A 23,714-nucleotide genomic window follows, 5' to 3' on the forward strand; every position below is an offset into this window, starting at 1 on the left:
GCTCCGCTTGCTACGTAGGTGGGCTAGGCGATGTGACGCCAGTCGAGCCCTGAATCTTGATCGGCCAGTTGCAGCCAGTCCGGGTCACACCCGAGGGTGTCGACAAAACATTGCCGGGCCAGCTGCGGCAGGTTGTTCTTGCTGCTCAGATGGGCGAGGACCAGATGCTGCAGGTCCTGCCATCCCAATTCGGCCACCAGGCTTGCGGCCTGATGGTTGTTCAAATGTCCCTGGTCGCCACCCACCCGCTGCTTGAGAAAGTACGGGTAATAACCGCGCGCCAGCAGGTCACGGCAGTGATTGGCCTCGATCATCAAGGCATCCAGGCCACGGTAACCTTCCAGTACGCCGGCGCAGTAGGAACCCAGGTCGGTCAGAAGACCGAAACGCCGCTGGCCGTCACTGAAGACAAACTGGGTAGGCTCCAGGGCGTCGTGGGCGACGGCAATCACGTCAATGCGCAAGGTGCCGATCTGCAGTGGCTCGCCACCACGGACAAAACCCGCCGCCTCGACCGGCTTGCGCATCCCGCGCAGGGTTCCCTGACTGAGGTAGACCGGTAGATTGTAGCGCCGAGACAGCAAACCCACGCCATGCACGTGGTCGGCATGTTCGTGGGTCACCAGGATGGCGCTCAACTGCGAGGGATGGACTCCCAGGCGCAGCAGGCGCCGCTCGGTTTCCCGCAGGGAGAAACCACAATCCACCAGAATGTAAGTGTCAGCACTGGCGATCAGCGTGCCATTCCCTTGGCTACCACTGCCGAGAACGGCAAAACGCATCTGATCAGCCCAGGTTGTCCTGAATCACGCCCAACACTTTGCGCGCCACATCGGCCGGCGCCACGGTATTGATGTTCTTCTCGACGGTGACCTGGACGTTGTCGCCGACCTTGCTCAGGCGAACCTGATAGCGCTCGGCGCGGGCTTCGATCTCTTCCTTGGCCGGTTTGCTGCCGAACAACTTGCCGAAGAAGCCCGGCTCGTCGTTTTTCTTCTCGGCTTTTTCCGCCAGGTTGATGTAGTACAGGCCCAGGCTGCGGTTGATGTCCTCAACCCGCCATTCGCCCTGCTCCAGGGCACGGCCTACGCTGGACCAGGCGCGATCGAGGTCGGCGCCCAGGTTCAGCACCGGGTTGCCGCTGCCGTCTTCGCTGAGGCTGACCCGGCTTGGGGTATCGAAATCACGAGCCGCCAACAGGGACACCGAACCGCCTTTCTCGGCGGTACGGCTCATGCTGGCCAGCATATCGTCCACCAGCGCCGCGTCCAGGCCGGTGTTGAGTGAACGGTTGGTGAACTCCACGTCGGCCGTGCTGCCGGCAGGACGCTCGGCGCTGACCACGTAGACTTCACTGGTATTGCGCTGCACGCCCGGCTCGATGCGCACCCGCACGCGGGTTTCGCTGTCGGCGGCAACGCCGGCGCTGCTCAGGCGCTTGGCCACGGCAGCGGAAAACTCGTCGGAACGCTGCCAGCTGGTGGTGAATTCGCCGGTTTGCGGGCGCTGCTGATCCAGGCGGAAGCCGTTGTCCTGGAAGAACTGCACCGCCACTGGCCAGACTTCGGCCGGTGGATGCTGGGCCATGACCCAACGGGAATCACCGCTCTTCTGCAGGGTGTAGTCGCTGGCGTCGGCAATCGCCGACAGCGGCTGCGGACGAGGCACCTGGTACTCGCCCTTGACGTTGTCGTCAGCGACGTTGCGCGGGATCGGCAGCAATGGGTCAAGACGCTTGGAGGTCTGGACATCCGGCGGCAATTGCATCGGTGCGGTTTGTTGCGCTTGCAGGTAATCGCTACCCCGGTCACGGAAGTAGCCTTCCGGGCCCCAGATCCAACCGCAGCCACTGGTGCTGGAGATAATCAAGGCAAGTGCGGAAAGTCCGGCCATTCGCTTCATGCGTTGTACTTCCTCAATTAAACCAAGACGCCGGACTGGCGCATGGCCTGCCGCAGCGGTTCGTGACAGGCGGCACTGAGCCAGGTGAGCGGCAGACGGATACCGTCCGGCATCATGCCCATTTCGTGCAGGGCCCATTTCACGGGAATAGGGTTGGATTCGATGAACAGTGTCTTGTTCAGCGGCATCAGGGTTTCGTGGATCTCGCGGGCCTTGGCGGCGTCGCCGGCCATGGCCGCGGCGCACATCTGGCTCATGGCCCGGGGTGCGACGTTGGCGGTCACCGAGATATTGCCCTTGCCGCCCAGCAGGATCAGCTCGACCGCGGTGGCGTCATCGCCGGAGTACACCAGGAAATCGCTGGGCACGCCGGCCAGGATCGCCTTGGCCCGCTGCAGGTCGCCGGTGGCTTCCTTGATGCCGATGATGTTCTTCACGCTGGACAGGCGGATCACGGTCTCGGCCTGCATGTCGCATGCGGTACGGCCTGGAACGTTGTAGAGGATCTGCGGAATGTCCACGGCCTCGGCAATGGCGCGGAAATGCTGGTACAGGCCTTCCTGGGTCGGCTTGTTGTAGTACGGAGTCACCAGCAGGCAGGCGTCGGCGCCGGCGATCTTCGCGTTGGTGGTCAGTTCGATCGCTTCACGCGTCGAGTTGGCGCCGGTACCGGCAATCACCGGAATGCGCCCTGCAACCTGGGCCACCACCCGACGAATCACTTCGATGTGCTCGTTGACATCCAGAGTGGCCGATTCACCTGTGGTGCCGACCGCCACGATGGCGTTGGTGCCCTCTTGCAGGTGGAAGTCCACCAGTTTGCTCAGGCTGTCCCAGTCGAGATTTCCCTGTGCATCCATGGGTGTGACCAGTGCCACCATACTGCCCGCAATCATGCAACCGCTCCTGCCGGAAAAAGAGAGCGGTAATGGTACTGGCGCCAAGTTCCTTGCACAAGCGAAGTCCCGCGCCGTGAGCATTCCCCTGAGCGATGGTTTTCGCTACCCTTCAGGCTTTGATCGCTACCGATAAGCGTGTAAACCGGGTTATCGCCTGCCTGTCGCTTCTCCAAAGCCCCATTCCTGCCTTGCCAGCCCCTGTTCCGGATGTTTCGGGACCTGTCGCCGGCTGGTACTTCGGGGCCCTGAGAAGTCGCTGGCGACGCTTGCCCGACACTGGCTTGTCAAAAGTATCGACCGCTCATCGCTTTAGGAATGCTGCATGTCCACCCCCACAGTTCGCGAACAATTCCTTGTCATCAGTGCCCTCGGCGCCAACCCCATGGAGCTGACCAACGTCCTGTGCCGCGCCAGCCATGAAAACCGCTGCGCCGTCGTGACCTCGCGCCTGACCCGGCATGGCGAGTGCAGCGCCCTGGTGCTGGAGATTTCCGGCAGCTGGGACGCCCTGGCGCGCCTGGAGAGCAGCCTGCCGTTCCTGGCCAAGAAGCACGCCTTCACCGTCAATGTGGTGCGCAGCGCAGCTCTGGAAAGCCGCCCTCAGGCTCTGCCTTATGTGGCTTATGTCAGCGCGGCGTACCGCTCGGACATCGTCAATGAGCTGTGCCAATTCTTCATCGACCACCATGTCGAGCTGGAAAACCTCACCTGCGATACCTACCAGGCTCCGCAGACCGGGGGCACCATGCTCAACGCCACCTTCACCGTGACCCTGCCCGCCGGCACCCAGATCAGCTGGTTGCGCGATCAGTTCCTGGATTTTGCCGATGCCATGAACCTCGATGCGCTGATCGAACCCTGGCGCCCACAGAACCCCATGTAAGGAAGCTCCCATGGCCGTTGCTATCGACCAACCCGTCGCCGATTTCCAGGCCCCTGCCACCAGCGGCCAGACCGTCAGCCTATCTGGCCTCAAGGGCAAGCAAGTGGTGATCTACTTCTATCCCAAGGACAGCACCCCGGGCTGCACCACCGAGGGCCAGGGCTTTCGCGATCAATACGCCGCCTTCCAGGCTGCCAATACCGAAATCTTCGGCATTTCCCGCGACAGCCTGAAGTCCCACGAGAACTTCAAGTGCAAGCAGGAATTCCCCTTCGAACTGATCAGCGACAAGGACGAGGCCGTTTGCCAGCTGTTCGACGTGATCAAGTTGAAGAAGCTCTACGGCAAGGAATACCTGGGCGTGGACCGCAGCACCTTCCTGATCGACAAGGACGGTGTTCTGCGCCAGGAATGGCGCGGGGTGAAGGTTCCAGGCCACGTCGACGCCGTACTGGCCGCGGCCCAGGCCCTGAACAAGGCCTGAAATGACCGGGGCGGCTGAATCAGCCGCCCCGCGTATCTAGAGTAAAGGCGCCACCACCGGGTCCTTTCTAGGCCAGGCATCCAGCACTGCCTTGAACAAGGTGGCCAGGGGAATCGCAAAGAAAATCCCCCAGAACCCCCACAGCCCGCCAAACAGCAGCACCGCACAGATGATCGCCACCGGGTGCAGGTTCACCGCACCGGAGAACAGCAGCGGCACCAGCACGTTGCCATCCAGGGTCTGGATGATCCCGTAGACCGCCATCAGGTAGATGAACTGGTCGCTCCAGCCCCATTGGAACAGCGCAATCAGCGCCACCGGCACCGTCACCACCACAGCGCCGACATAGGGCACCACCACCGAAATGCCGACCAGTAGCGCCAGCAACGCCGCGTAGTTGAGGCCCAGGGCGACGAAGGCGATGTAGGTGACGCCACCGCAAATGACAATCTCGATGACCTTGCCGCGGATGTAATTGGCGATCTGCCGGTTCATTTCGTGGGCAACCCGGGTAATGAGGGTCCGCTCCCGCGGCAGATAGCCGATGACCCAGCGGCTGATCATCGCCCGATCCTTGAGGAAGAAAAACACCAGGATCGGCACCAGCACCAGGTAGATCATGATGTTCACCAGCAACGGCAGGCTGGACAGGGAGAAGGTCAACGCCCATTGCCCGAACTTGCCGATCTCGCCCCTGGCCACCTCGATGGCCTGCAGCACCTGCTCGTCCGACACCAGGTGCGGGTACCGCTCGGGCAACAGCAGCAACAGCGATTGCCACTTGGCGAGCATCCCGGGCAACTCGTTGAACAAGGTGACGAACTGGTGCCAGAGCAACGGCACCACCACCAGGATGAAGACCAGCAACAAGCCCATGAACAAGGCAAATACCAGTCCCACCGCCGCGCCGCCCGGCAGGCGCAGGCGCTCCAGGCTCACCACCAGCCCCTGCATCAGGTACGCCAGGACCATGCCCGCCAGCACCGGCGCCAGCATGCCGCCCAGGGTCAGCACCGCCGTAAAGGCCAGGAACAGCAGGACGGCGAGCACCACCGCCTCTTCATCCGAGAAGTAGCGCTGTATCCAGTCGCGTAGCACTTTGAACATCAATGATCCTTAGGTGAAATCGATGAGCGGCCGTCAGGCCTTTTTCAGCCAGTAACGATAGACCCCGGCATCGTCCTCTTCGTGCAGCAGGGTATGACCGGCCAGACGGGCAAAGGTGCGAAAGTCGCGCTGGGACCCGGCATCGGTGGCAATGACCTTGAGCACCGCGCCACTGGCCAGGCGATTGAGTTCCATCTTGGCCTTGAGCAGCGGCAGCGGACAATTGAGCCCGCTGGCGTCCAGCTCGGCATCATGGGCGACAACATCGGTCATTGAACTTACTCCGATCATGAATTCAGGCGCCTAGAATACCCTGCAAGCTCAAGCCCCCGGCAATAAACAAGCCTTGCCCCAAACACACACCCCGCTGCGACAAAGGGCTTATGGGGTAGACGCTGGAATTTGCCAGAAAGCACCTTGGATCCGCAGAGTTTTCACCGCCTTTGTCTGGTCCCCGGACCAGCGGCCAGCTACAGTAGAGCCTTTGTCGAATAAGGCTTTGTGCATGAATTTATTGCGCCCTACCCTGCTGACGCTCGCTTGCCTGCTCGCCTCACCGGGCTTCGCCGACGACCTGCCGTCACTCGGTGATGCCAGTTCAGCCATTGTCTCGCCACAACAGGAACACCAGCTGGGCCGCGCCTGGCTGGCGCTGCTGCGCAGCCAGGTCTCGCAGCTCAACGACCCGCAGCTCAAGGACTACGTCGAAACCAGCGTCTACAAACTGGTGGAAACCAGCCAGGTCAATGACCGGCGCCTGGAGTTCATCCTGATCAACAGCCCGCAGCTCAACGCCTTTGCCGCTCCCGGCGGGATTGTCGGAGTCAACGGCGGCCTGTTCCTCAACGCCCAGACCGAAGGCGAATATGCCTCGGTACTGGCTCACGAACTGGCGCACCTTTCCCAGCGGCACTTCGCCCGCGGCGTCGAGGCCCAGCAACGCATGCAGGTGCCGATGATGGCCGCGCTGCTGGCGGGGATCGTGATCGCCGCCGCCGGTGCCGGGGATGCCGGGATCGCCACCATCGCCGGCACCCAGGCGGCGGCGATCCAGGAACAGCGGCGCTTCTCCCGACAGAACGAGCAGGAAGCCGACCGTATCGGCATCCTCAATCTGGAGAAGGCCGGCTACGATCCGCGTTCGATGCCCACCATGTTCGAGCGCCTGATGCGTCAGTACCGCTTCGATGCCAAGCCGCCGGAATTCCTTCTGACCCACCCGGTTACCGAATCGCGGATCGCCGACACCCGCAACCGCGCGGAACAGGCCAAGCAGGGCGGCACCGAAGACAGCCTGCGCTATCAACTGATTCGGGCCCGGGTACAACTCAACTATGAGGAGTCCCCGGGCCTGGCTGCCAAGCGTTTTCGCGCCCAGCTCGACGAGAACCCGAAGAACGACATCGCGCGCTATGGCCTGGCCATCGCCCAGATCAAGGGCAGCCAATGGAACGAGGCGCGGGAAAACCTCAAGCCGTTGCTGGCCAAGTCACCCAATGACATCACCTACAACCTGGCCCAGATCGAGCTGGACATGGCCAACAGCCGCCTGCCGGATGCGCAAAGCCGGGTCGAGCGAATGCTCAACCTCTACCCCGGCAACTATCCGCTGAACCAGGTCCGCGTTGACCTTCTACTTAAGCAGAACCGCCCGGCGGACGCGGAAAAAGCCCTGGAAGGCCTGCTGAAAAGTCGCCCGGATGACCCGGACGTCTGGTACCTGGTGGCGGAAACCCGCGGCCTGTCCGGCAACATCATCGGCCTACACCAGGCCCGGGCCGAGTACTTCGCCCTGGTCGGCGACTATCGCCAGGCCATCCAGCAACTGGACTTCGCCAAGCGCCGGGCCGGCAGCAACTTCCCCCTGTCGTCGAGAATCGATGCGCGTCAGCGCGAGATGATGGATCAGGAGCAGATGGTCAAGGACATGATGCGCTGACCTGGAGCGGGACCATAAAAAAGCCCGCCTCATACGAGGCGGGCTTTTTATTGGGCAACCCTGAAGGCTGACGGGTTATTCGGCCAGCTTGAAGGTAATGAAGCTGGCGCGCCCCTGACGCAGAACACGCATGGAAACCGAACGATTCTTCGGCAGCGCCTTGGCGATTTCAGTGAACTCCTTCGCGGTGGTGATCGCCTGGTTGTTCAGGTGAGTGATCACGTCGCCCGGTTGCAGGCCGATCAGGGCGGCAGGACCATCCTGAACTTCCTTGATGACAACGCCCCCCTTGAGGTCGAAGGCTTTCTTCTGCTCATCGTTGAGTTCGACCACGGCCACGCCGAGACGGTTGCTGCTGCGCTCGACTCCGGACTTGGGCAGCATGCTCAGGTCCTTGTCTTCCTCGGGAATAGCACCGACGGTCAGCTCGACGTTCTTGCGCTTGCCCTCGCGGATCACTTCCAGATTGGCCTTGGCCCCGGCCTTCAGCGCGCCCACCAAGTGCGGCAGGTCCGCCGACATGACGATGGGCTGGCCATTGAGGCTGAGAATCACATCGCCCACTTGCAAGCCGCCCTTGGCTGCCGGGCCGCCGTCCTGAACCTGCGCCACCAGTGCACCGGCAGGTTTTTCCAGGCCGAAGGATTCAGCCAGGTCTTTGTTGACCTCCTGAATCACCACGCCCAGCCAACCACGACTGACCTTGCCACCGGTTTTCAGTTGATTGGAAACATCCATTGCCACGTCGATCGGGATCGCGAAAGACACGCCCATGAAGCCACCGGAACGGGTGTAGATCTGCGAGTTGATCCCCACCACTTCACCGGCCAGGTTGAACAGCGGGCCACCGGAGTTGCCCGGGTTGATCGGCACGTCGGTCTGGATGAACGGCACATAGTTTTCGTTCGGCAGGCTGCGACCGATGGCGCTGACGATGCCCTGGGTCACGGTGTGGTCGAAGCCGAACGGCGAACCGATGGCCACGACCCATTGCCCGGCCTTGAGGTCCTGGGATTTGCCCAGTTTCAGCACGGGCAGGTCCTTGCCATCGATCTTCAGCAGCGCCACGTCAGAACGCGGGTCGGTGCCGATCAGCTTGGCTTTCAATTCGCTGCGGTCGGCCAGGCGCACGAGGATCTCGTCCGCATCGGCAATCACGTGGTTGTTGGTGAGGATGTAGCCATCCGGGGAGATGATGAAGCCCGACCCCAGGGATTGCGCCTCACGCTGGCGATCGCCGCGCGGGGAGCGCTGCTGGGGCATGCCGCGCTCGAAGAACTCCCGCAGCATTGGCGGCAAGCCTTCCAGGTCGGGCATCTGCGCCGAGTTGGAAACCCGACGATCAGGCAGTTTCTGCGTGGTACTGATGTTCACCACTGCGGGCGAGGCCTGCTCGACCAGTTGGGTGAAATCAGGCAACTCGGCGGCCTGGGCAGACACGGCCTGCCCCAGCACCAGTACGGTGGCAAGAATGGTGAAGTAGGACTTCAAGCGTGGTATCGACATACGGCTCCCGTTACGACGAGCGTGGTTAAGCGATATGGAGCAGCAAATACCGAAAAGACAGGGGTGGCACTTTTGCTCCAGGAACGACAAATAAGGTCAGAACCGAGGGGGTTCTGACCTATAAAAAAACTTTGTGGATTTTGCAAATGAAATTGCTCACCAGACATTTCATCTTCTCAATTGTGGGTGAGCCATGACTGACCTCTTACACAACCAATAAAGGTTCATTGCTGGGTGGCGGCATCGAAGCGCATGGACAGAGCAATACGTTCGGCGGTGCCAATGGGAATCTCCCCGACCACCGTGACCATCATTTCGCCTTCGGGGGTGGTCAGGCGCCGTGATACGGCAACCGTCGGCCCCAGCTGAGAACGAGTATCGGTAACCGCTTCGCCATTGAGCGGCTCGAGGAACACGGAAAAACGCGCAAAACCATCGTCATACAGCAGGCTGTTGACCACGGACTTGGTTTGCGGATCCTTGCGGGCGCTGCTGCTGGTCAACTCGAAACCCGGAGGCAACCAGTCGGAGTGCCAGGCCCGAGTGCTCTTGATCGCCGAGGCCTTGTCGCTGTCCAGAGCCACCGGTTTGCAGTCCGGGCCGGCGCGCAGCTCGTTGTCATCCGGGACATCTGCGGTGTCCAGACGGGTGAACTGGAAGCGCTCGAGCAGTTGCCCCTTGTCGTTCAACAACAGGGACTTGAGCGGCAAGCCGGTTTCCTGATCCAGGTGCAATTCGAAGCCGTAACGGTGCTGGTCTCGCGGGGTGACCGCAATGATCACCGCCTGGCGCCCGGCCACGCGCGACTTGCCGATAACGGCTAGCTCATACCAATTCTTGAGTTTTTGCGGATCCAGGGCACGCGCCGCAGAGTCCGGGGCATCCCCCAACCCTGCCACCAACGTACCGCTGACGCATTGGGTACGACCATCGACACGCACAACCTCTTGAGCGGATCCGTCAAGCTGGATCAACCGCTCACGGACGTTTCCATCCTGGACACGATGCCAGATGTTATGGGTAGAAAAACTACCATTGCGCTCGTAAACGAAGGTGCCCTGAAAGCTTTGCTGGCGTTCCGCTTGCCCAAGACGCTGCAACCAGTCCTGGGCTTCGTCGGCGTGGGCTGGAACCACAAACCAGCCACTGAGCAGAAGCGAGAGTAGAGGTATGGCGCGCATGATCCTCCTTAGCGGTTTTCCAGGCTCGCCGCACGGGCATAAGGCAGTGCGCTTTCAGTGCCTTTGAGTGCAGCTTGCTGAGCATGCTGACGCAGGTAACTTGGCAGGCGCTGGTCGTGCCAGCCGGGCTGCCCTTGCAATACGCCATTGGCCATGGGACCGGTGGCTTCCGAGCTCTCATTGTAGCCGGCCAATACAGCAGGGCCTTTGACTTGTGGAGCAGCCAGAGTTGGCTGACCCGCTTGCTGAGCGAGCTCAACACCAGCGATCTCGTCATGGTTGTACAGACGTACGCCAGCAAGTACCGCTACGGTCACAGACGCAGCCACTGCCAGACGACCCAGGCTGCGCCAAGGTCCACGAGACGCTTTGGCCGGTACAGCTTCATCGGCCAGGGCTGCAGAAACGGCAGCGGCAATGTCCAGACGCGGAAGCAGCAACTCCTTGTGCATGGCCGCCCGGGCGATTTGATAACGAGCCCAGGTCTCACGGGTTTCCACTTCGTCGACGGCATTCAATACCCGACGCAATTCCAGTTCGTCCGCTTCGTTATCCATCACCGCGGACAGCGATTCCTGCAGGGCTTCACGACTCATGGCGGTTCCTCTCTTGGCTGTCGCCGCTGTCTCAGGTTTCCTGCAACAACGGCTGCAGGGCTTTATCGATGGCTTCCCGAGCGCGGAAAATCCGGGAGCGCACGGTACCCACCGGACACTGCATGACGCTGGCAATGTCCTCGTAACTCAGACCATCGAATTCACGTAAAGTTAAGGCTGTACGCAAATCTTCAGGTAGTTGCTGAATGGTTCGATGGACGGTGCCTTCGATCTCATCCCGCAGCAATGCACGTTCCGGCGATTCGAGATCCTTCAGGCCATGATCGCCGTCATAGAACTCCGCATCCTCAGAACTGACATCGCTATCCGGCGGCCGGCGGCCGCGTGAAACCAGATAGTTTTTCGCCGTGTTGATGGCGATACGGTACAGCCACGTATAGAACGCGCTGTCCCCCCGAAAATTACCTAGCGCACGGTAAGCCTTGATAAAGGCTTCTTGTGCGACATCCTGGGCTTCATGGGTGTCGTGCACGAAACGCACGATCAACCCGAGAATTTTGTGCTGGTATTTCAGCACGAGCAGATCGAACGCTCGCTTGTCGCCACGCTGAACGCGCTCGACCAACTGCTGATCCTCTTCCTGGGTTAGCATGAACACTCCTCGATAAGCTCGGAGGAGGCTTGCATCACTAATCGATCAGGCTTGCAAACATAGACTCGGGCTTTTCGCAAAAGTTCTCCCCCTCCAAGCAAGTTTCCTGCGGGCTCTGATCCGGCACGCACGAAAAACGCAGCGCGGGCAAGGCCGGCTGCGCGAATAATCCTGTCGTCGATTTCCGTCACAAGGGACAGACTGCAAACCCTGGCCAGAACCGACGCTATCCCTTCTTTCAGGCAACCTTCTATTGAGTTTGGGGCCTTGGCAAAAGTTCCCAATCTTTATAGCTGTGCCGAACGAAGATTGTGTAACGGTGAAGAGAAAAACCGCCTTACTTCTTCGATCAGCCCGCGCGGAAGCTGGAACGCCGCGAGTAGAGGCTGGCCGAGAGCAACGCTTTTGCTCAGCGAAGTCGCACAACGCCATGAAGGCGCGACTATTGTGCCGATCCCCCCCTCTATATACTAGTGGGCTGTGTGGCTGCTTTGACTCGCCGATTCAGGCGTCTTGCGCCAACCCCGTATTGGGTCGCTTTGAGCGGAATCCTTCAAATGAGCCAACAGTTTCAACACGATGTTCTGGTGATAGGCAGCGGCGCCGCCGGCTTGAGCCTGGCCCTTAACCTGCCCAGCCACCTGCGTATTGCCGTCCTGAGCAAGGGCGACCTGGCCAATGGCTCGACCTACTGGGCCCAGGGCGGTGTAGCAGCCGTACTGGACGATACCGACACCGTCGAGTCCCACGTCGATGACACCCTCAATGCCGGTGGCGGCCTGTGCCATGAAGATGCGGTGCGCTTTACCGTCGAGCACAGCCGTGAAGCCATCCAATGGCTGATCGACCAAGGCGTGCCCTTCACCCGGGACGAAGACGCCGGCAGCGATGAAAGCGGCTTCGAATTCCACCTGACCCGCGAAGGCGGCCACAGCCACCGACGAATCATCCATGCCGCAGACGCCACCGGCGCGGCGATCTTCAAGACGCTACTGGCCCAAGCCCGACAACACCCCAACATCGAGCTGCTGGAGCAAAGGGTCGCCGTCGACCTGATCACCGAAAAGCGCCTGGGCCTGGAAGGCGACCGCTGCCTGGGGGCCTACGTGCTCAATCGCGGCACCGGCGAAGTCGATACCTTCGGCGCGCGCTTCGTGATTCTCGCCTCCGGCGGCGCGGCCAAGGTCTACCTCTATACCAGCAACCCCGACAGCGCCTGCGGTGACGGCATCGCCATGGCCTGGCGCTCGGGCTGCCGGGTAGCCAACCTGGAATTCAATCAGTTCCACCCCACTTGCCTGTATCACCCGCTGGCCAAGAGTTTCCTGATCACCGAGGCCCTGCGCGGCGAAGGCGCCCACCTCAAGCTGCCCAACGGCGAACGTTTCATGCCGCGCTTCGATCCACGGGCCGAACTGGCTCCGCGGGATATCGTCGCCCGGGCCATCGACCACGAAATGAAGCGCCTGGGGATTGACTGCGTCTACCTGGACATCAGCCACAAGCCGGCCGAGTTCATCAAAAGCCACTTCCCGACGGTGTATGAACGCTGCCTGGAGTTTTCCATCGACATCACCCGGCAGCCGATCCCGGTGGTACCGGCGGCCCACTACACCTGCGGCGGGGTAATGGTCGACCAGCAGGGCCGCACCGACGTGCCCGGCCTGTACGCCATCGGCGAAACCAGCTTCACCGGCCTGCACGGGGCCAACCGCATGGCCAGCAACTCGCTGCTGGAGTGCTTCGTCTATGCCCGCTCGGCAGCCGCCGACATCCTTGAGCAACTGCCCCGGGTCTCGATTCCCGCCGCCCTGCCCGCCTGGGACGCGAGCCAGGTCACCGACTCCGACGAAGACGTGATCATTGCGCACAACTGGGATGAACTGCGGCGATTCATGTGGGACTACGTGGGTATCGTGCGCACCAACAAGCGCCTGCAACGGGCTCAGCATCGGGTGCGCCTGCTGTTGGATGAGATCGACGAGTTCTACAGCAACTACAAGGTCAGTCGCGACCTGATCGAGTTGCGCAACCTGGCCCAGGTCGCCGAGCTGATGATCCTCTCGGCCATGGAGCGCAAGGAAAGCCGCGGCCTGCACTACACACTCGACTACCCGCAGCTGCTGCCCGAGGCCCGGGACACTATTCTGCAGCCGCCCACCTACGCCGGCCGAACTTGAGCCGCACCCGCAGGCGCCGATGCACGTCGGCCGCCTGCGCATCCCGCGGGACACACAGAGAACGCACCCACGGCTCGCCGCGCACACGAAAACGCAGGACCACGATCAGCGGCAACGCCAGGCTGTCAGGGCGCAGCTGCACCGCCTGCCAACCCTTGGCCGGGCTCCACAACTGCCAGCCCTGTGCCGAATACCGCAAGCCAGTGAACGCCCGGGGGTGAGTCAGGAGAATCTGTCGAGGCAGTACCCAACCGGCATGCAACAGGCACAGCAACAATCCCAGGAACTGGGCGACAGGCGCGCACTGCAGAAGAAAAATGGCCGCCACGGCGAATGCCTGGGCCATCAGGTAGGCCGCCAGCAGTTGCCTTGAAGCACGCCAGCGGCACTCGAACAGGCTACTTGGGTTGGACACGGTCCAGAATCATGCGAACCATGCGCTGCAGCTCAGGGTCCTCGGACTCGCTGCGCTCCATGAACCAGCCGAACATGTCCTGATCCTCGCACTCCAGCAGCTTGCGATAGCACTCGCGATCAGTCTCATCGAGATGCGGGTACACCTCCCTGACGAACGGCACCAGCAACACGTCCAGCTCAAGCATGCCGCGACGGCTGTGCCAGTAGAGGCGATTCAGTTCAACATCTTCAACCATGGAGCGCTCCTCAAATAGAGCGCAAGTATACAGCCCGGGGAACACGAGAACAGTCGGCTTTGGTCGGTCACCGGCTATCCTTTGTGAACTATCCATTTCAGGGGCGCCCCCTTATGATGTGCCCCAGACTTTTTACCCTGCGATGAACCATGGCTGACTCCGCTTTTTTCTGCCCCCTGTCCCACGAAGGCGTCCTCGCCGTCCGCGGCCCTGATGCCAGCAAATTCCTTCAGGGTCAGTTGACCTGCAACCTCAATTACCTCAGCGACAGCCAATCCAGCCTCGGCGCGCGCTGCAACCAGAAAGGTCGCATGCAGTCGAGTTTCCGCATCCTTCTGCAAGGGGACGGTTGCCTGCTGGCCATGGCCCGTGAACTGCTCGAACCACAACTGGCGGACCTGAAAAAGTACGCCGTGTTCTCCAAGGCCACGCTCAGCGACGAAAGCGCCAGCTGGGTGCGTTTCGGCCTTGCTGGCGGCGACGCCACCCTCGGCAGCCTGGGCCTCGCACTGCCCCAGGAAGACGGCGCCGTGGTCCGGACCGAGGACCTGATGGCCATACGCGTGTCCAGCGACCGCGCCGAACTCTGGGTCCCGGCTGAACAGGCCGAGCACCGGGCTCGGCAATTGGCCGCGCAACTGCCCGAGGGCGAGCTCAACCAGTGGCTGCTGGGCCAGATCCGCGCCGGCCTCGGCCAGGTCATGGCACAGACCCGCGAGCTGTTCATTCCACAGATGCTCAACCTGCAGGCCGTGGGTGGCGTCAGCTTCAAGAAGGGCTGCTACACCGGCCAGGAAATCGTCGCCCGCATGCAGTATCTGGGCAAGCTCAAGCGCCGCCTCTACCGCCTCGCCCTGCCCGCAGGCGAGCTTCCCGTCCCGGGCACCCCGCTGTTCTCCCCCACCCACGGCAGCGCCATCGGTGAAGTGGTGCTGGCCGCCCAGGCGACCGATCAGGTGGAACTGCTGGCCGTATTGCAGGCCGAGGCGGTGGAAGACGGCAACCTGCACCTGGGGACACTCGAAGGACCCGGTCTGCACTTGCTGGATCTGCCGTACGAGCTGGACCGCGATCGCGAAATCCAGCGCTGATCGACACCCCTTCCCTGCAACACCCTAGAGAACTGAAATGACTGAGCTGGCGCAAAAGGTCCAACGGGATTTGGTGGAGGCCATCGACAACGATGACCTGGTCCTGCCAACCCTGCCGGAGGTGGCCATGCAGATTCGCCAGGCCGCCGAAGACCCGGAAATCAGCGTCAGCACCCTAAGCAAAGTGATAGGCCGCGACACCGCGTTGTCGGCGCGACTGATCAAGGTGGTCAACAGTCCCCTGCTGCGGGCGACCCAGGAAGTCACCGACCTGCACACCGCGATCACCCGCCTGGGGGTCAACTACAGCAGCAACCTGGCCATCGGCCTGGTGATGGAGCAGATCTTCAACGCCCGCTCCGAAGTGGTTGCCCAAAAGATGCACGACGTCTGGCGCCGCAGCCTGGAAGTGGCCGGGGTCAGCTACGCCCTGTGTCGCAGCTACACCCAGCTCAAGCCCGACCAGGCGGCCCTGGGCGGACTGGTGCACCAGATCGGCGTACTGCCGATCCTGACCTACGCCGAAGACCATTACGAACTGCTGTCCGACCCGGTCAGCCTCAACCACGTGATCGAGCGTATCCACCCCTTGCTGGGAGACAAGCTGCTGCGGGTCTGGGAGTTCCCCGAGCAACTGGTGGCAATCCCCGGGCAGTACCTGCACTTCGACCGCCAGAGCGCCGGGATCGACTACGTCGATCTGGTGCAGGTGGCGACCCTGTACTGCCACAAGGACACCGATCACCCGCTCTCGCGGATCGACGCCTTCAGCGTGCCGGCCTTCAAGAAGCTGGGGATCGACCCGGAAAACCAGGCCGTGTGCAACGACCTGCAAGCATCCCGCTCAATGCTCTACTGATGCTCATCCGGCGATGAAGCTCACCCGCACCTTCAGCCCCGAAGGCTCGCCGTCATGCAGGCTGATCTGGGCCAGATGGGCGCGACAGATTTCCCCCACGATCGCCAAGCCCAATCCCGAACCGGCCACCTGCTGATTGCGTCGATAGAAACGCTCGAAGACCCGGTCCCGATCCTCCTGGGGAATCCCCGGTCCATCGTCCTCCACCTCCAGCACGCCCGGCGCAAAAACCCGCAGCACCACATTGCCGCCCGGTGGCGTGTGGGCCAAGGCGTTGTCCACCAGATTGCTCAGCAACTCGTTGAGCAAGGTCGGCTCGCCCTTGAGCCACACCGGCTCATCGGCCTCCAGCGCCAGGGCCACGCCCCGGGCATGGGCCAGGGGCGCCATGGCCATGCCCAGCTCCCGAGCCAGCTGGCTCAGATCGAGCAACTGCGCACCGCCTTCGGCAATGGCCCGGGCGCCGTTTTCCACCCGAGCCAGGGACAGCAGTTGATTGGCCAGGTGAGTCAGGCGATCGGTGCCCTGGGCCGCGCTGTCCAGGGTCGAACGCCAGGTCTGCGGTTCATCGGAGCGCAGGCCCAGTTCCAGGCGGGCCTTGAGTGCCGCCAGGGGCGTGCGCAACTCATGGGCGGCCTCGGCAATGAACTGCGCCTGGCGCTCGAACTGCCCGCGCAGGCGTTCGGTGAAATGATTCAAGGCCCGCACCAGGGGCCACAACTCGCGCTGCACCGACACCAGCGGCAGTGGCCGCAAGTCATCGGGCTGACGTTCCTCCACCGCACCGCGCAAACGCTCCAGTGGCCGCAGCGCGGCACTCACCGCAAACCACACCAGCAGCAACGCCCCGATGGCCAGCATGCCCAGGCGCAGCAAGGTATCGGCCATCAGGCTGCGGGCCATGGCGACCCGCGCTTCGTCGGTCTCGGCCACGCGGATTTCCGCCATGCCATTCATGTTCGGCTCGCTGACCGCCTTGAGCAGGCTCACCACCCGCACGTTCTGCCCCTGGTAAGTGGCGTCATAGAAGCGCGCCAGGGCCGGGTAGTCATCGGTACGCGGGGTGCCCGGCGGCGGACCGGGGAGGTTTTCGTAGCCGGAAATCAGTTGCTGGTGAATGTCGTTGACCTGGTAGTAGATGCGTCCGGCACTGTCGTAGGCAAAGGTATCCAGGGCCACATAGGGCACATTGGCGCTCAGGCTGCCGTCACGCTGGGACAGGCCGGCGGCGATGGTCCGCGCCGAGGCCAGCAGGGTCCGGTCATAGGCGGTGTCGGCGGCCTCGCGGCCGTTCCAGTAGGCACTCAAGCCGCTGGCCAGCATCAGCACCACCAGCAGCAGCGCCAGGTTCCACAGCAACCGCCAGCGCAGGCTGCTGGGCTTATGCATCGCGACTTTCCAGCAAGTAGCCCAGGCCGCGGAAGGTGACGATCGCCACCGCCTGGCCATCGAGCTTCTTGCGCAGGCGGTGGACATAGATCTCGATGGCGTCCGGGCTGGCTTCCTCGTCCAGACCGAACACCTGGGACGCCAGCTGCTCCTTGCTCATCACCCGGCCAGGACGGGCAATCAATGCCTCCAGCACGGCCTGCTCGCGGGACGTCAGGGTCAGCAGTTCCTCGCCCAGGGTGAAGCGTCGGGTGTCCAGGTCATAGGCCAGCACCCCGCAGCGCTGCTGGCGTTCGCCACCCAGCACGCTGCGGCGCAACAGGGCCTTGACCCGGGCTTCCAGCTCGGTCAATTCGAACGGCTTGGCCAGGTAATCGTCGGCTCCCAGGTTCAGACCGTGAACCCGGTCCTTGACGTCGCTGCGGGCAGTGAGCATCAGCACCGGCAGGTTCTTGCCCCGGGCCCGCAAGCGCGCCAGCACCTCGAAACCGTCCATGCGCGGCAGGCCGACATCGAGGATCGCTACAGCGTACTCCTCGCTGCCCAGGGCCAGGTCGGCGGCCACGCCATCGTGCAGCACATCCACGGTCAGGCCGGTGCTCTTGAGCGCCTGGGCGACACTTTCGGCCAGTTGCAGATGGTCTTCGACGAGCAGGACTCGCATGGATGATTACCTCGTTTCAGGGGGGATCGACGCCGCTCTTTGGCGCGGAGTGTACCGCCGCATCCGCCGCTGTGAAGCCCGAAAACCGGGAAAATGCACTGAAAGGTTAGCGAAAGGTTGGCCCTTTAGAGTCCCGTTACGGACAGTCTCGACTGCCCTGGTCTCAACGACCGCTGACACGCAAAACGCCTCGAAGCGTTTTCGTCGACAATAAGAACAATAACGGAGTACCCCTGGATGCCGTCCACGCGCCCTCACGCCGTCACACCCGTGTTTTTTTCCCGTCTGACCCCGACCGCCCTGGCCAGCGCCGCGGCCCTCGCCGGTGTCGCGCCCTTCAGTCAGGCCGCCTTCTTCGAAGACAGCAGCGCCACCTTCGAAACCCGCAACATGTACTTCAACCGCGACTTTCGCGATGGCACCAGCGCCCAGCAGTCCAAGCGCGACGAATGGGCCCAGGGCTTCATGCTCAACCTGCAGTCGGGCTACACCGAAGGCACGGTGGGCTTCGGCGTCGACGCCCTGGGCATGCTGGGGGTCAAGCTCGACTCCAGCCCCGACCGCACCGGCACCGGCCTGCTGCCGACCCACGATGACGGACGCGCCGCCGACCAGTACTCCAAGCTCGGCCTGACCGGCAAAGTGAAGATCTCCGCCACCGAACTGAAAATCGGCAGCCTGATTCCCGAGTTGCCGATCCTCAAGCCCAACGACGGGCGCATTCTGCCGCAGACCTTCGAAGGCGGCCTGCTGACCTCCAAGGAGATCAAGAACCTGACCTTCACCGGCGGCCGCCTGGACAAGGCCAAGGACCGCGACGACAGCAACTACGAGGACATCCGCCTCAACAACAAGAACAGCCGCTTCGCCGGCACCGTGGCCGGCAAGCACTTCAACTTCGGCGGCCTGGACTACAAGTTCACCGACAAGATCACCGGCAGCTATCACTTCGCCCAACTGGACGACGTCTACAACCAGCACTTCCTCGGCCTGGTCGCGTCCCGCCCCCTGGGGCCTGGCACCTTCGCCAGCGACCTGCGCCTGGCCATCAGCGACGACCAGGGCCAGGCCCGGGGCGGCAAGATCGACAACAGGTCCCTCAACGGCCTGTTGAGCTACGCCCTCAACGGCCACAAACTCAGCGCCGGCTATCAGCACATGTCCGGCGACAGCGCCTTCCCCTATGTCGATGGCAGCGACCCGTACCTAGTGAACTTCGTGCAGATCAACGATTTCGCCGGTGCCGAGGAGCGTTCCTGGCAGGCTCGCTACGACTACGACTTCGCCAAGCTCGGGGTGCCCGGCCTGAGTTTCATGACCCGCTACATCAGCGGCGACAACATCGCCCTGAAAAACGGCGACACCGGCAAGGAGTGGGAGCGCAACACCGAGATCAAGTACGTGGTGCAAAGCGGCACCTTCAAGGACGTTGCGGTGCGCCTGCGCAACGCCACCTACCGCTCCAACTATTCGGCTCGCGACGCCGATGAAGTGCGCCTGCTGGTGAGTTACGCCGTAGCCCTGTGGTAAGCCCGCGAGCACGCCTCGTATCTCACCGTTTCAGCGTTTTGTAGGCGCTGGCTTGCCAGCGAAGAGGCCCGCCAGCCCGACACCCGGCTCAAGGGCTCCTTCGCCGGTCAGCCGGCCGCTGCGGAACAAGGGTCGGGGATGACCCGGACAGACCGATAACAACAACTCCTGTGGAGACAATCATGGACTTTTCACTGCGCAACCTCGCCCTCACCGCCGGCTGCATGCTGTTCGCCGGCCAGTTGCTGGCCGCATCCGCCGAGCCCAAGCGCCCGGAATGCATCGCCCCGGCCTCCCCGGGCGGCGGCTTCGACCTGACCTGCAAGCTGGCGCAAAGCGCGCTGGTCAACGAGAAGATTCTGACCAAGCCGATGCGCGTGACCTACATGCCCGGCGGAGTCGGTGCCGTGGCCTACAACGCGGTGGTGGCCCAGCGCCCGGCCGACGCCGGGACCCTGGTGGCCTGGTCCAGCGGCTCGCTGCTGAACCTGGCCCAGGGCAAGTTCGGCCGTTTCGATGAAAGCGCGGTGCGCTGGCTGGCGGCGGTCGGCACCAGCTACGGCGCTATCGCGGTGAAAAGCGACTCGCCCTACAAGACCCTCGACGATCTGGTCCAGGCTCTTAAGAAAGATCCAAGCAAAGTGGTGATAGGTTCCGGCGGCACCGTGGGCAGCCAGGACTGGATGCAGACCGCGCTGATCGCCAAGGCCGCCGGGATCAACCCCCGGGACCTGCGCTACGTCGCCCTGGAAGGCGGCGGTGAAATCGCCACCGCCCTGCTGGGTGGGCACATCCAGGTGGGCAGCACCGACATCTCCGACTCCATGCCGCATATCCAGGCCGGCGATATGCGCCTGCTGGCGGTGTTCTCCGAACAGCGTCTGGACGAGCCCGAAATGAAAGACATCCCCACCGCCAAGGAACAGGGCTACGACATCGTCTGGCCGGTGGTACGCGGTTTCTACCTCGGGCCGAAGGTCACCGACGAGGAGTACGCCTGGTGGAAAAACGCCTTCGACAAGCTGCTGGCCTCCGAAGAGTTCGCCAAGCTGCGTGATCAGCGCGAGCTGTTCCCCTTCGCCCTGACCGGCCCCGAGCTGGACACCTACGTGAAAAAGCAGGTGGCCGACTACAAGACCCTGGCCAAAGAGTTCGGCCTGATCCAGTGACCGTCCCTTGCTGACGGCCCGGCCCTCGCGCATCGGGGGCCGCGCCCGGGAGTTAACCATGCTCGTTCAACGTCTCTTCGCCGCGGTGTTGCTGCTGGCCTGTGCCGCTCTGGCACTGATGGCCTGGCCGTACCAGGCGGCCTTTTCCTACGAACCCGTGGGCCCGCGGGCCTTCCCTCTGCTGATGCTCGGCCTGATGGGCCTGGCCTTGCTGTACATGCTGGTGCGCCCGACACCGATCAAGCACAGCGAAGACGAACCGCCCCTGGACCGGGCCACCCTGAACAAGATCACGATCTGCGTGGCCTTGCTGCTGGTGTTCGCCGGCACCTTCGAACCCCTGGGGTTCATCGTCGCCAGCATCCTCATCGGTGTACCCATGGCCCGGCTTTACGGCGGCCGCTGGCTGCCCAGCCTGATCATCATCAGCCTGCTCAGTGTCGGCCTCTACTGGCTGTTCGACCGGGTCATGGACGTGCCTCTGCCCCTCGGCCTGCTCGACGTTCTGGAGAATTGATATGGATACCCTCAGTTACCTGGGCCAGGGCTTCGGCGTTGCACTGACCCCCTACAACCTGGTCACCGCCCTGTCCGGCACCCTGATCGGCACCGTGGTCGGGCTGCTGCCGGGCCTGGGCCCGATCAACGGCGTGGCGCTGCTGATTCCCATCGCCTTCGCCCTGGGCCTGCCGCCGGAATCGGCGCTGATCCTGCTGGCGGCGGTCTACCTGGGCTGCGAATACGGCGGCCGCATCAGCTCGATCCTGCTGAACATTCCCGGTGAAGCCTCCACCGTGATGACCACCCTCGACGGCTACCCCATGGCGCGCAAGGGCCTGGCGGGCGTGGCCCTGTCGCTGTCGGCCTGGAGCTCGTTCATCGGCGCCTTCATCGCCACCTGCGGCATGGTGCTGTTCGCCCCGCTGCTGGCCAAGTGGGCGATCGCCTTCGGCCCGGCGGAGTACTTCGTGCTGATGGTATTCGCCATCGTCTGCCTGGGCGGGATGGCCGGCGACCGGCCGTTGAAGACCTTCATCGCCGCGCTGATCGGGCTGTTCCTGTCGGCGGTCGGCATCGACGCCAACAGCGGCGTGTACCGCTTCACCGGGGACAACATCCACCTCACCGACGGCATCCAGTTCGTGGTGCTGGTGCTGGGCCTGTTCTCCATCAGCGAGATCCTGTTGCTGCTGGAGAAGACCCATCGCGGCCAGGAAGCGGTAAAAGCCACCGGGCGCATGATGTTCAACATCAAGGAAGCGGCCTCGGTGTTCGCGGTGAACATCCGCTGCGGCCTGCTGGGCTTCATCATGGGCGTGCTGCCCGGCGCCGGCGCGACCCTGGCCAGCGCCGTGGCCTACATGACCGAGAAGCGCATCGCCGGTGCCAGCGGCACCTTCGGCGAAGGCGACAAGCGTGGCCTGGCCGCCCCGGAAACCGCCATCGGCGCCTCGGCCTGCGGTGCCCTGGTGCCGATGCTGACCCTCGGCGTACCCGGCTCCGGCACCACCGCGGTGATGATCGGCGCCCTGTCGCTGTACAACATCACCCCCGGCCCACTGCTGTTCCAGCAGCAACCGGACATCGTCTGGGGCCTGATCGCCTCGTTGTTCATCGCCAACATCATGCTGGTGATCCTCAACATCCCGATGATCCGCCTCTTCACCCGTATCCTCGCGGTGCCGAACTGGGCCCTGGTGCCGGTGATCGCGATCATTACCGGGATCGGCGTCTACGCGGTGCACGCCACCACCTTCGACCTGTTTTTGATGGTCGGTATCGGCATCTTCGGCTACATCCTGCGCAAGCTGGACTTCCCGCTGTCGCCGGTGCTGCTGGGCTTCATCCTCGGCGGACTGATGGAACAGAACCTGCGCCGGGCGCTGTCGATTTCCAACGGCGCCATGGAGATTCTCTGGTCGAGCCCGATCACGGTCGGGGTCTGGGTGCTGACCGTGATCATGCTGCTAATGCCGCTGCTGCGCATCTGGCGCAAGCGCGCGGCCCAGCAACGTGCCGTGGCCGATGTCTGACGCCCGCTTCCGGCAATGGTGGGGCACGCCCCTGGTGGGTCTGGCTGGCGGCTACCTGGCCAGCCAGATCGGCTGGCCGCTGCCGTGGATGGTCGGCTCGCTGCTGGCGATCATCCTGGTGCGCTGCCTGACGCCCTGGCAGTTGGCGGAGATCCCCGGCGGGCGCAAAGGCGGGCAATGGGTGGTGGGCATCGGCATCGGCCTGCACTTCACTCCGCAGGTGATGGAGCAGGTGCTGAGCCATTTCGGCCTGATCTTCTTCGGTGCCCTGGTCACCAGCCTGTCCAGCGTGGTCGGGGTCTGGTTGCTGCGACGCACCGGGGAAGACCGGGCCACGGCATTCTTCTCCAGCATGCCCGGTGGCTCCGGGGAGATGGTCAATCTCGGCGCCCGTAACGGTGCGGTGCTCAGTCGGGTAGCAGCCGGGCAGAGCCTGCGGGTGCTGACGGTGGTGCTCTGTGTACCGGCGGCGTTCAAGTACCTGCTGGGGGAAGGCACCCCGTCCCTGCAGGCAAGCAGCGTGGACTGGCAGTGGCTGGCCCTGCTGTTTCCGGCTGGAGCGCTGCTGGCCTGGCTCTGGCAACGCCTGCGCCAGCCCAATCCCTGGCTGTTCGGGCCCTTGCTGCTCAGCGCGACGGCGAGCATCGCCTGGGACCTGCACATCGGCCTGCCCGACGGCGCCAGCCAGATCGGCCAGTGGCTGATCGGCAGTGGCCTGGGCTGTCATTTCAACCGAGAGTTCTTCCGTCGGGCGCCCTCGTTCATGGGCCGCACCCTGATCGGCACCGCCCTGACCATGCTGATGGCCGGCCTCGCGGCCCTGGGCCTGAGTGTGTTGACCCGCCTCGATCTGCGATCGCTGACCCTGGGCATGATGCCCGGCGGCATTGCGGAGATGAGCCTGACAGCGGAGGTCCTGCAACTGTCGGTGCCACTGGTGACGGCGATGCAGGTCATGAGGTTGTTGTTCGTGCTGTTTCTCGCCGAGCCCCTGTTCCGCCACTGGAACAAAGGCCCCCTGTAGCCGCAGCCTGCG

General features: G+C 63.1%; 24 protein-coding genes. 11 read left to right on the top strand and 13 right to left on the bottom strand.

Going from position 1 to position 23,714, the window contains the following annotated elements; translation table 11 throughout:
* Positions 1 to 23 precede the first annotated feature (23 nt).
* From ACMGG8_RS27175 to dapA, 3 genes are read right to left on the bottom strand one after another with little or no spacing between them, the layout of a single operon-like run.
* Positions 24 to 782, bottom strand: coding sequence for an MBL fold metallo-hydrolase (locus ACMGG8_RS27175; RefSeq protein WP_060838000.1), 759 nt, complete (start codon positions 780 to 782; stop codon positions 24 to 26).
* Positions 783 to 786: 4 nt separating this feature from the next.
* A complete protein-coding gene (gene bamC / locus ACMGG8_RS27180; protein WP_414158757.1) occupies positions 787 to 1,902 on the bottom strand; it encodes an outer membrane protein assembly factor BamC in 1,116 nt (371 codons plus the stop codon).
* 17 nt (positions 1,903 to 1,919) lie between these two features.
* The gene (dapA, locus tag ACMGG8_RS27185; RefSeq protein ID WP_060837999.1) at positions 1,920 to 2,798 is read right to left on the bottom strand and encodes a 4-hydroxy-tetrahydrodipicolinate synthase; all 879 of its coding nucleotides are present in this window, start codon (positions 2,796 to 2,798) and stop codon (positions 1,920 to 1,922) included.
* A 325-nt stretch (positions 2,799 to 3,123) separates the two neighbouring features.
* Here dapA and ACMGG8_RS27190 point away from each other — a divergent pair, with 325 nt between their 5' ends.
* Positions 3,124 to 3,684, top strand: a complete 561-nt coding sequence (locus ACMGG8_RS27190; protein ID WP_016963909.1) for a glycine cleavage system protein R — start codon at positions 3,124 to 3,126, stop codon at positions 3,682 to 3,684.
* A 10-nt stretch (positions 3,685 to 3,694) separates the two neighbouring features.
* Positions 3,695 to 4,168 carry a peroxiredoxin gene (locus ACMGG8_RS27195; RefSeq protein ID WP_060837998.1) on the top strand — a complete coding sequence of 158 codons (474 nt, stop codon included), beginning with the start codon at positions 3,695 to 3,697 and terminating at the stop codon, positions 4,166 to 4,168.
* Positions 4,169 to 4,204: 36 nt separating this feature from the next.
* Here the strand turns inward: ACMGG8_RS27195 and ACMGG8_RS27200 are convergent, their stop codons facing one another.
* Both ACMGG8_RS27200 and ACMGG8_RS27205 read right to left on the bottom strand, forming a co-directional pair.
* The gene (locus tag ACMGG8_RS27200; RefSeq protein ID WP_060837997.1) at positions 4,205 to 5,275 is read right to left on the bottom strand and encodes an AI-2E family transporter; all 1,071 of its coding nucleotides are present in this window, start codon (positions 5,273 to 5,275) and stop codon (positions 4,205 to 4,207) included.
* Positions 5,276 to 5,308: 33 nt separating this feature from the next.
* On the bottom strand, positions 5,309 to 5,548 hold the full coding sequence (locus ACMGG8_RS27205; protein WP_060837996.1) for a sulfurtransferase TusA family protein: 240 nt from the start codon (positions 5,546 to 5,548) through the stop codon (positions 5,309 to 5,311).
* Between the two features lie 232 nt (positions 5,549 to 5,780).
* Here ACMGG8_RS27205 and ACMGG8_RS27210 point away from each other — a divergent pair, with 232 nt between their 5' ends.
* The gene (locus ACMGG8_RS27210) at positions 5,781 to 7,214 is read left to right on the top strand and encodes a M48 family metalloprotease (RefSeq protein ID WP_047302467.1); all 1,434 of its coding nucleotides are present in this window, start codon (positions 5,781 to 5,783) and stop codon (positions 7,212 to 7,214) included.
* Between the two features lie 75 nt (positions 7,215 to 7,289).
* Here the strand turns inward: ACMGG8_RS27210 and ACMGG8_RS27215 are convergent, their stop codons facing one another.
* The 4 genes from ACMGG8_RS27215 to rpoE form a co-directional block, all read right to left on the bottom strand.
* Positions 7,290 to 8,720, bottom strand: a complete 1,431-nt coding sequence (locus ACMGG8_RS27215) for a DegQ family serine endoprotease (protein WP_060837995.1) — start codon at positions 8,718 to 8,720, stop codon at positions 7,290 to 7,292.
* Positions 8,721 to 8,944: 224 nt separating this feature from the next.
* The gene (locus tag ACMGG8_RS27220) at positions 8,945 to 9,901 is read right to left on the bottom strand and encodes a MucB/RseB C-terminal domain-containing protein (protein WP_060842736.1); all 957 of its coding nucleotides are present in this window, start codon (positions 9,899 to 9,901) and stop codon (positions 8,945 to 8,947) included.
* 8 nt (positions 9,902 to 9,909) lie between these two features.
* A complete protein-coding gene (locus ACMGG8_RS27225; protein WP_016963902.1) occupies positions 9,910 to 10,497 on the bottom strand; it encodes a sigma-E factor negative regulatory protein in 588 nt (195 codons plus the stop codon).
* A gap of 31 nt (positions 10,498 to 10,528) precedes the next feature.
* Positions 10,529 to 11,110: an RNA polymerase sigma factor RpoE gene (rpoE, locus tag ACMGG8_RS27230; RefSeq protein WP_007930230.1), complete on the bottom strand. Its 582-nt coding sequence runs from the start codon at positions 11,108 to 11,110 to the stop codon at positions 10,529 to 10,531.
* 557 nt (positions 11,111 to 11,667) lie between these two features.
* On the opposite strand from rpoE, the gene nadB reads away from it, so the two are divergent.
* Entirely contained in the window at positions 11,668 to 13,290 is a 1,623-nt protein-coding gene (nadB, locus tag ACMGG8_RS27235; protein WP_108544674.1) for an L-aspartate oxidase, read from the top strand.
* On the opposite strand, the gene ACMGG8_RS27240 is transcribed toward nadB, so the two are convergent.
* On the bottom strand, positions 13,253 to 13,705 hold the full coding sequence (locus ACMGG8_RS27240) for a protein YgfX (protein WP_060837992.1): 453 nt from the start codon (positions 13,703 to 13,705) through the stop codon (positions 13,253 to 13,255). The two genes, nadB and ACMGG8_RS27240, sit on opposite strands and share 38 nt — an antisense overlap.
* Positions 13,689 to 13,943 carry a succinate dehydrogenase assembly factor 2 gene (locus tag ACMGG8_RS27245; protein WP_016963899.1) on the bottom strand — a complete coding sequence of 85 codons (255 nt, stop codon included), beginning with the start codon at positions 13,941 to 13,943 and terminating at the stop codon, positions 13,689 to 13,691. The genes ACMGG8_RS27240 and ACMGG8_RS27245 overlap by 17 nt, the downstream gene beginning before the upstream one ends.
* A gap of 149 nt (positions 13,944 to 14,092) precedes the next feature.
* Here ACMGG8_RS27245 and ACMGG8_RS27250 point away from each other — a divergent pair, with 149 nt between their 5' ends.
* Together ACMGG8_RS27250 and ACMGG8_RS27255 are read left to right on the top strand one after the other, a co-directional pair.
* Entirely contained in the window at positions 14,093 to 15,034 is a 942-nt protein-coding gene (locus ACMGG8_RS27250; RefSeq protein ID WP_414158758.1) for a YgfZ/GcvT domain-containing protein, read from the top strand.
* A 37-nt stretch (positions 15,035 to 15,071) separates the two neighbouring features.
* The gene (locus ACMGG8_RS27255; protein ID WP_060842730.1) at positions 15,072 to 15,893 is read left to right on the top strand and encodes an HDOD domain-containing protein; all 822 of its coding nucleotides are present in this window, start codon (positions 15,072 to 15,074) and stop codon (positions 15,891 to 15,893) included.
* Between the two features lie 3 nt (positions 15,894 to 15,896).
* Here ACMGG8_RS27255 and ACMGG8_RS27260 read toward each other — a convergent pair whose 3' ends face one another.
* Together ACMGG8_RS27260 and ACMGG8_RS27265 are read right to left on the bottom strand one after the other, a co-directional pair.
* The gene (locus ACMGG8_RS27260) at positions 15,897 to 17,282 is read right to left on the bottom strand and encodes a sensor histidine kinase (protein WP_060837989.1); all 1,386 of its coding nucleotides are present in this window, start codon (positions 17,280 to 17,282) and stop codon (positions 15,897 to 15,899) included.
* Entirely contained in the window at positions 17,275 to 17,946 is a 672-nt protein-coding gene (locus ACMGG8_RS27265) for a response regulator (protein ID WP_060837988.1), read from the bottom strand. Before ACMGG8_RS27265 ends, ACMGG8_RS27260 begins: the two co-directional genes overlap by 8 nt.
* A gap of 237 nt (positions 17,947 to 18,183) precedes the next feature.
* Between ACMGG8_RS27265 and ACMGG8_RS27270 the strand changes: the two genes are divergently transcribed.
* The 5 genes from ACMGG8_RS27270 to ACMGG8_RS27290 all read left to right on the top strand — a co-directional run bounded on the left by ACMGG8_RS27270 (position 18,184) and on the right by ACMGG8_RS27290 (position 23,702).
* A complete protein-coding gene (locus tag ACMGG8_RS27270; protein ID WP_108544670.1) occupies positions 18,184 to 19,476 on the top strand; it encodes an OprD family porin in 1,293 nt (430 codons plus the stop codon).
* 182 nt (positions 19,477 to 19,658) lie between these two features.
* Positions 19,659 to 20,645, top strand: coding sequence for a Bug family tripartite tricarboxylate transporter substrate binding protein (locus tag ACMGG8_RS27275; protein WP_060837986.1), 987 nt, complete (start codon positions 19,659 to 19,661; stop codon positions 20,643 to 20,645).
* A gap of 58 nt (positions 20,646 to 20,703) precedes the next feature.
* The gene (locus tag ACMGG8_RS27280) at positions 20,704 to 21,162 is read left to right on the top strand and encodes a tripartite tricarboxylate transporter TctB family protein (protein ID WP_060837985.1); all 459 of its coding nucleotides are present in this window, start codon (positions 20,704 to 20,706) and stop codon (positions 21,160 to 21,162) included.
* 1 nt (position 21,163) lies between these two features.
* On the top strand, positions 21,164 to 22,678 hold the full coding sequence (locus ACMGG8_RS27285; protein ID WP_060837984.1) for a tripartite tricarboxylate transporter permease: 1,515 nt from the start codon (positions 21,164 to 21,166) through the stop codon (positions 22,676 to 22,678).
* On the top strand, positions 22,671 to 23,702 hold the full coding sequence (locus ACMGG8_RS27290; protein WP_060837983.1) for an AbrB family transcriptional regulator: 1,032 nt from the start codon (positions 22,671 to 22,673) through the stop codon (positions 23,700 to 23,702). Before ACMGG8_RS27285 ends, ACMGG8_RS27290 begins: the two co-directional genes overlap by 8 nt.
* Positions 23,703 to 23,714: the final 12 nt, after the last annotated feature.

This window comes from Pseudomonas sp. BNK-45 (genome assembly GCF_047456255.1).
Lineage (GTDB): Bacteria > Pseudomonadota > Gammaproteobacteria > Pseudomonadales > Pseudomonadaceae > Aquipseudomonas.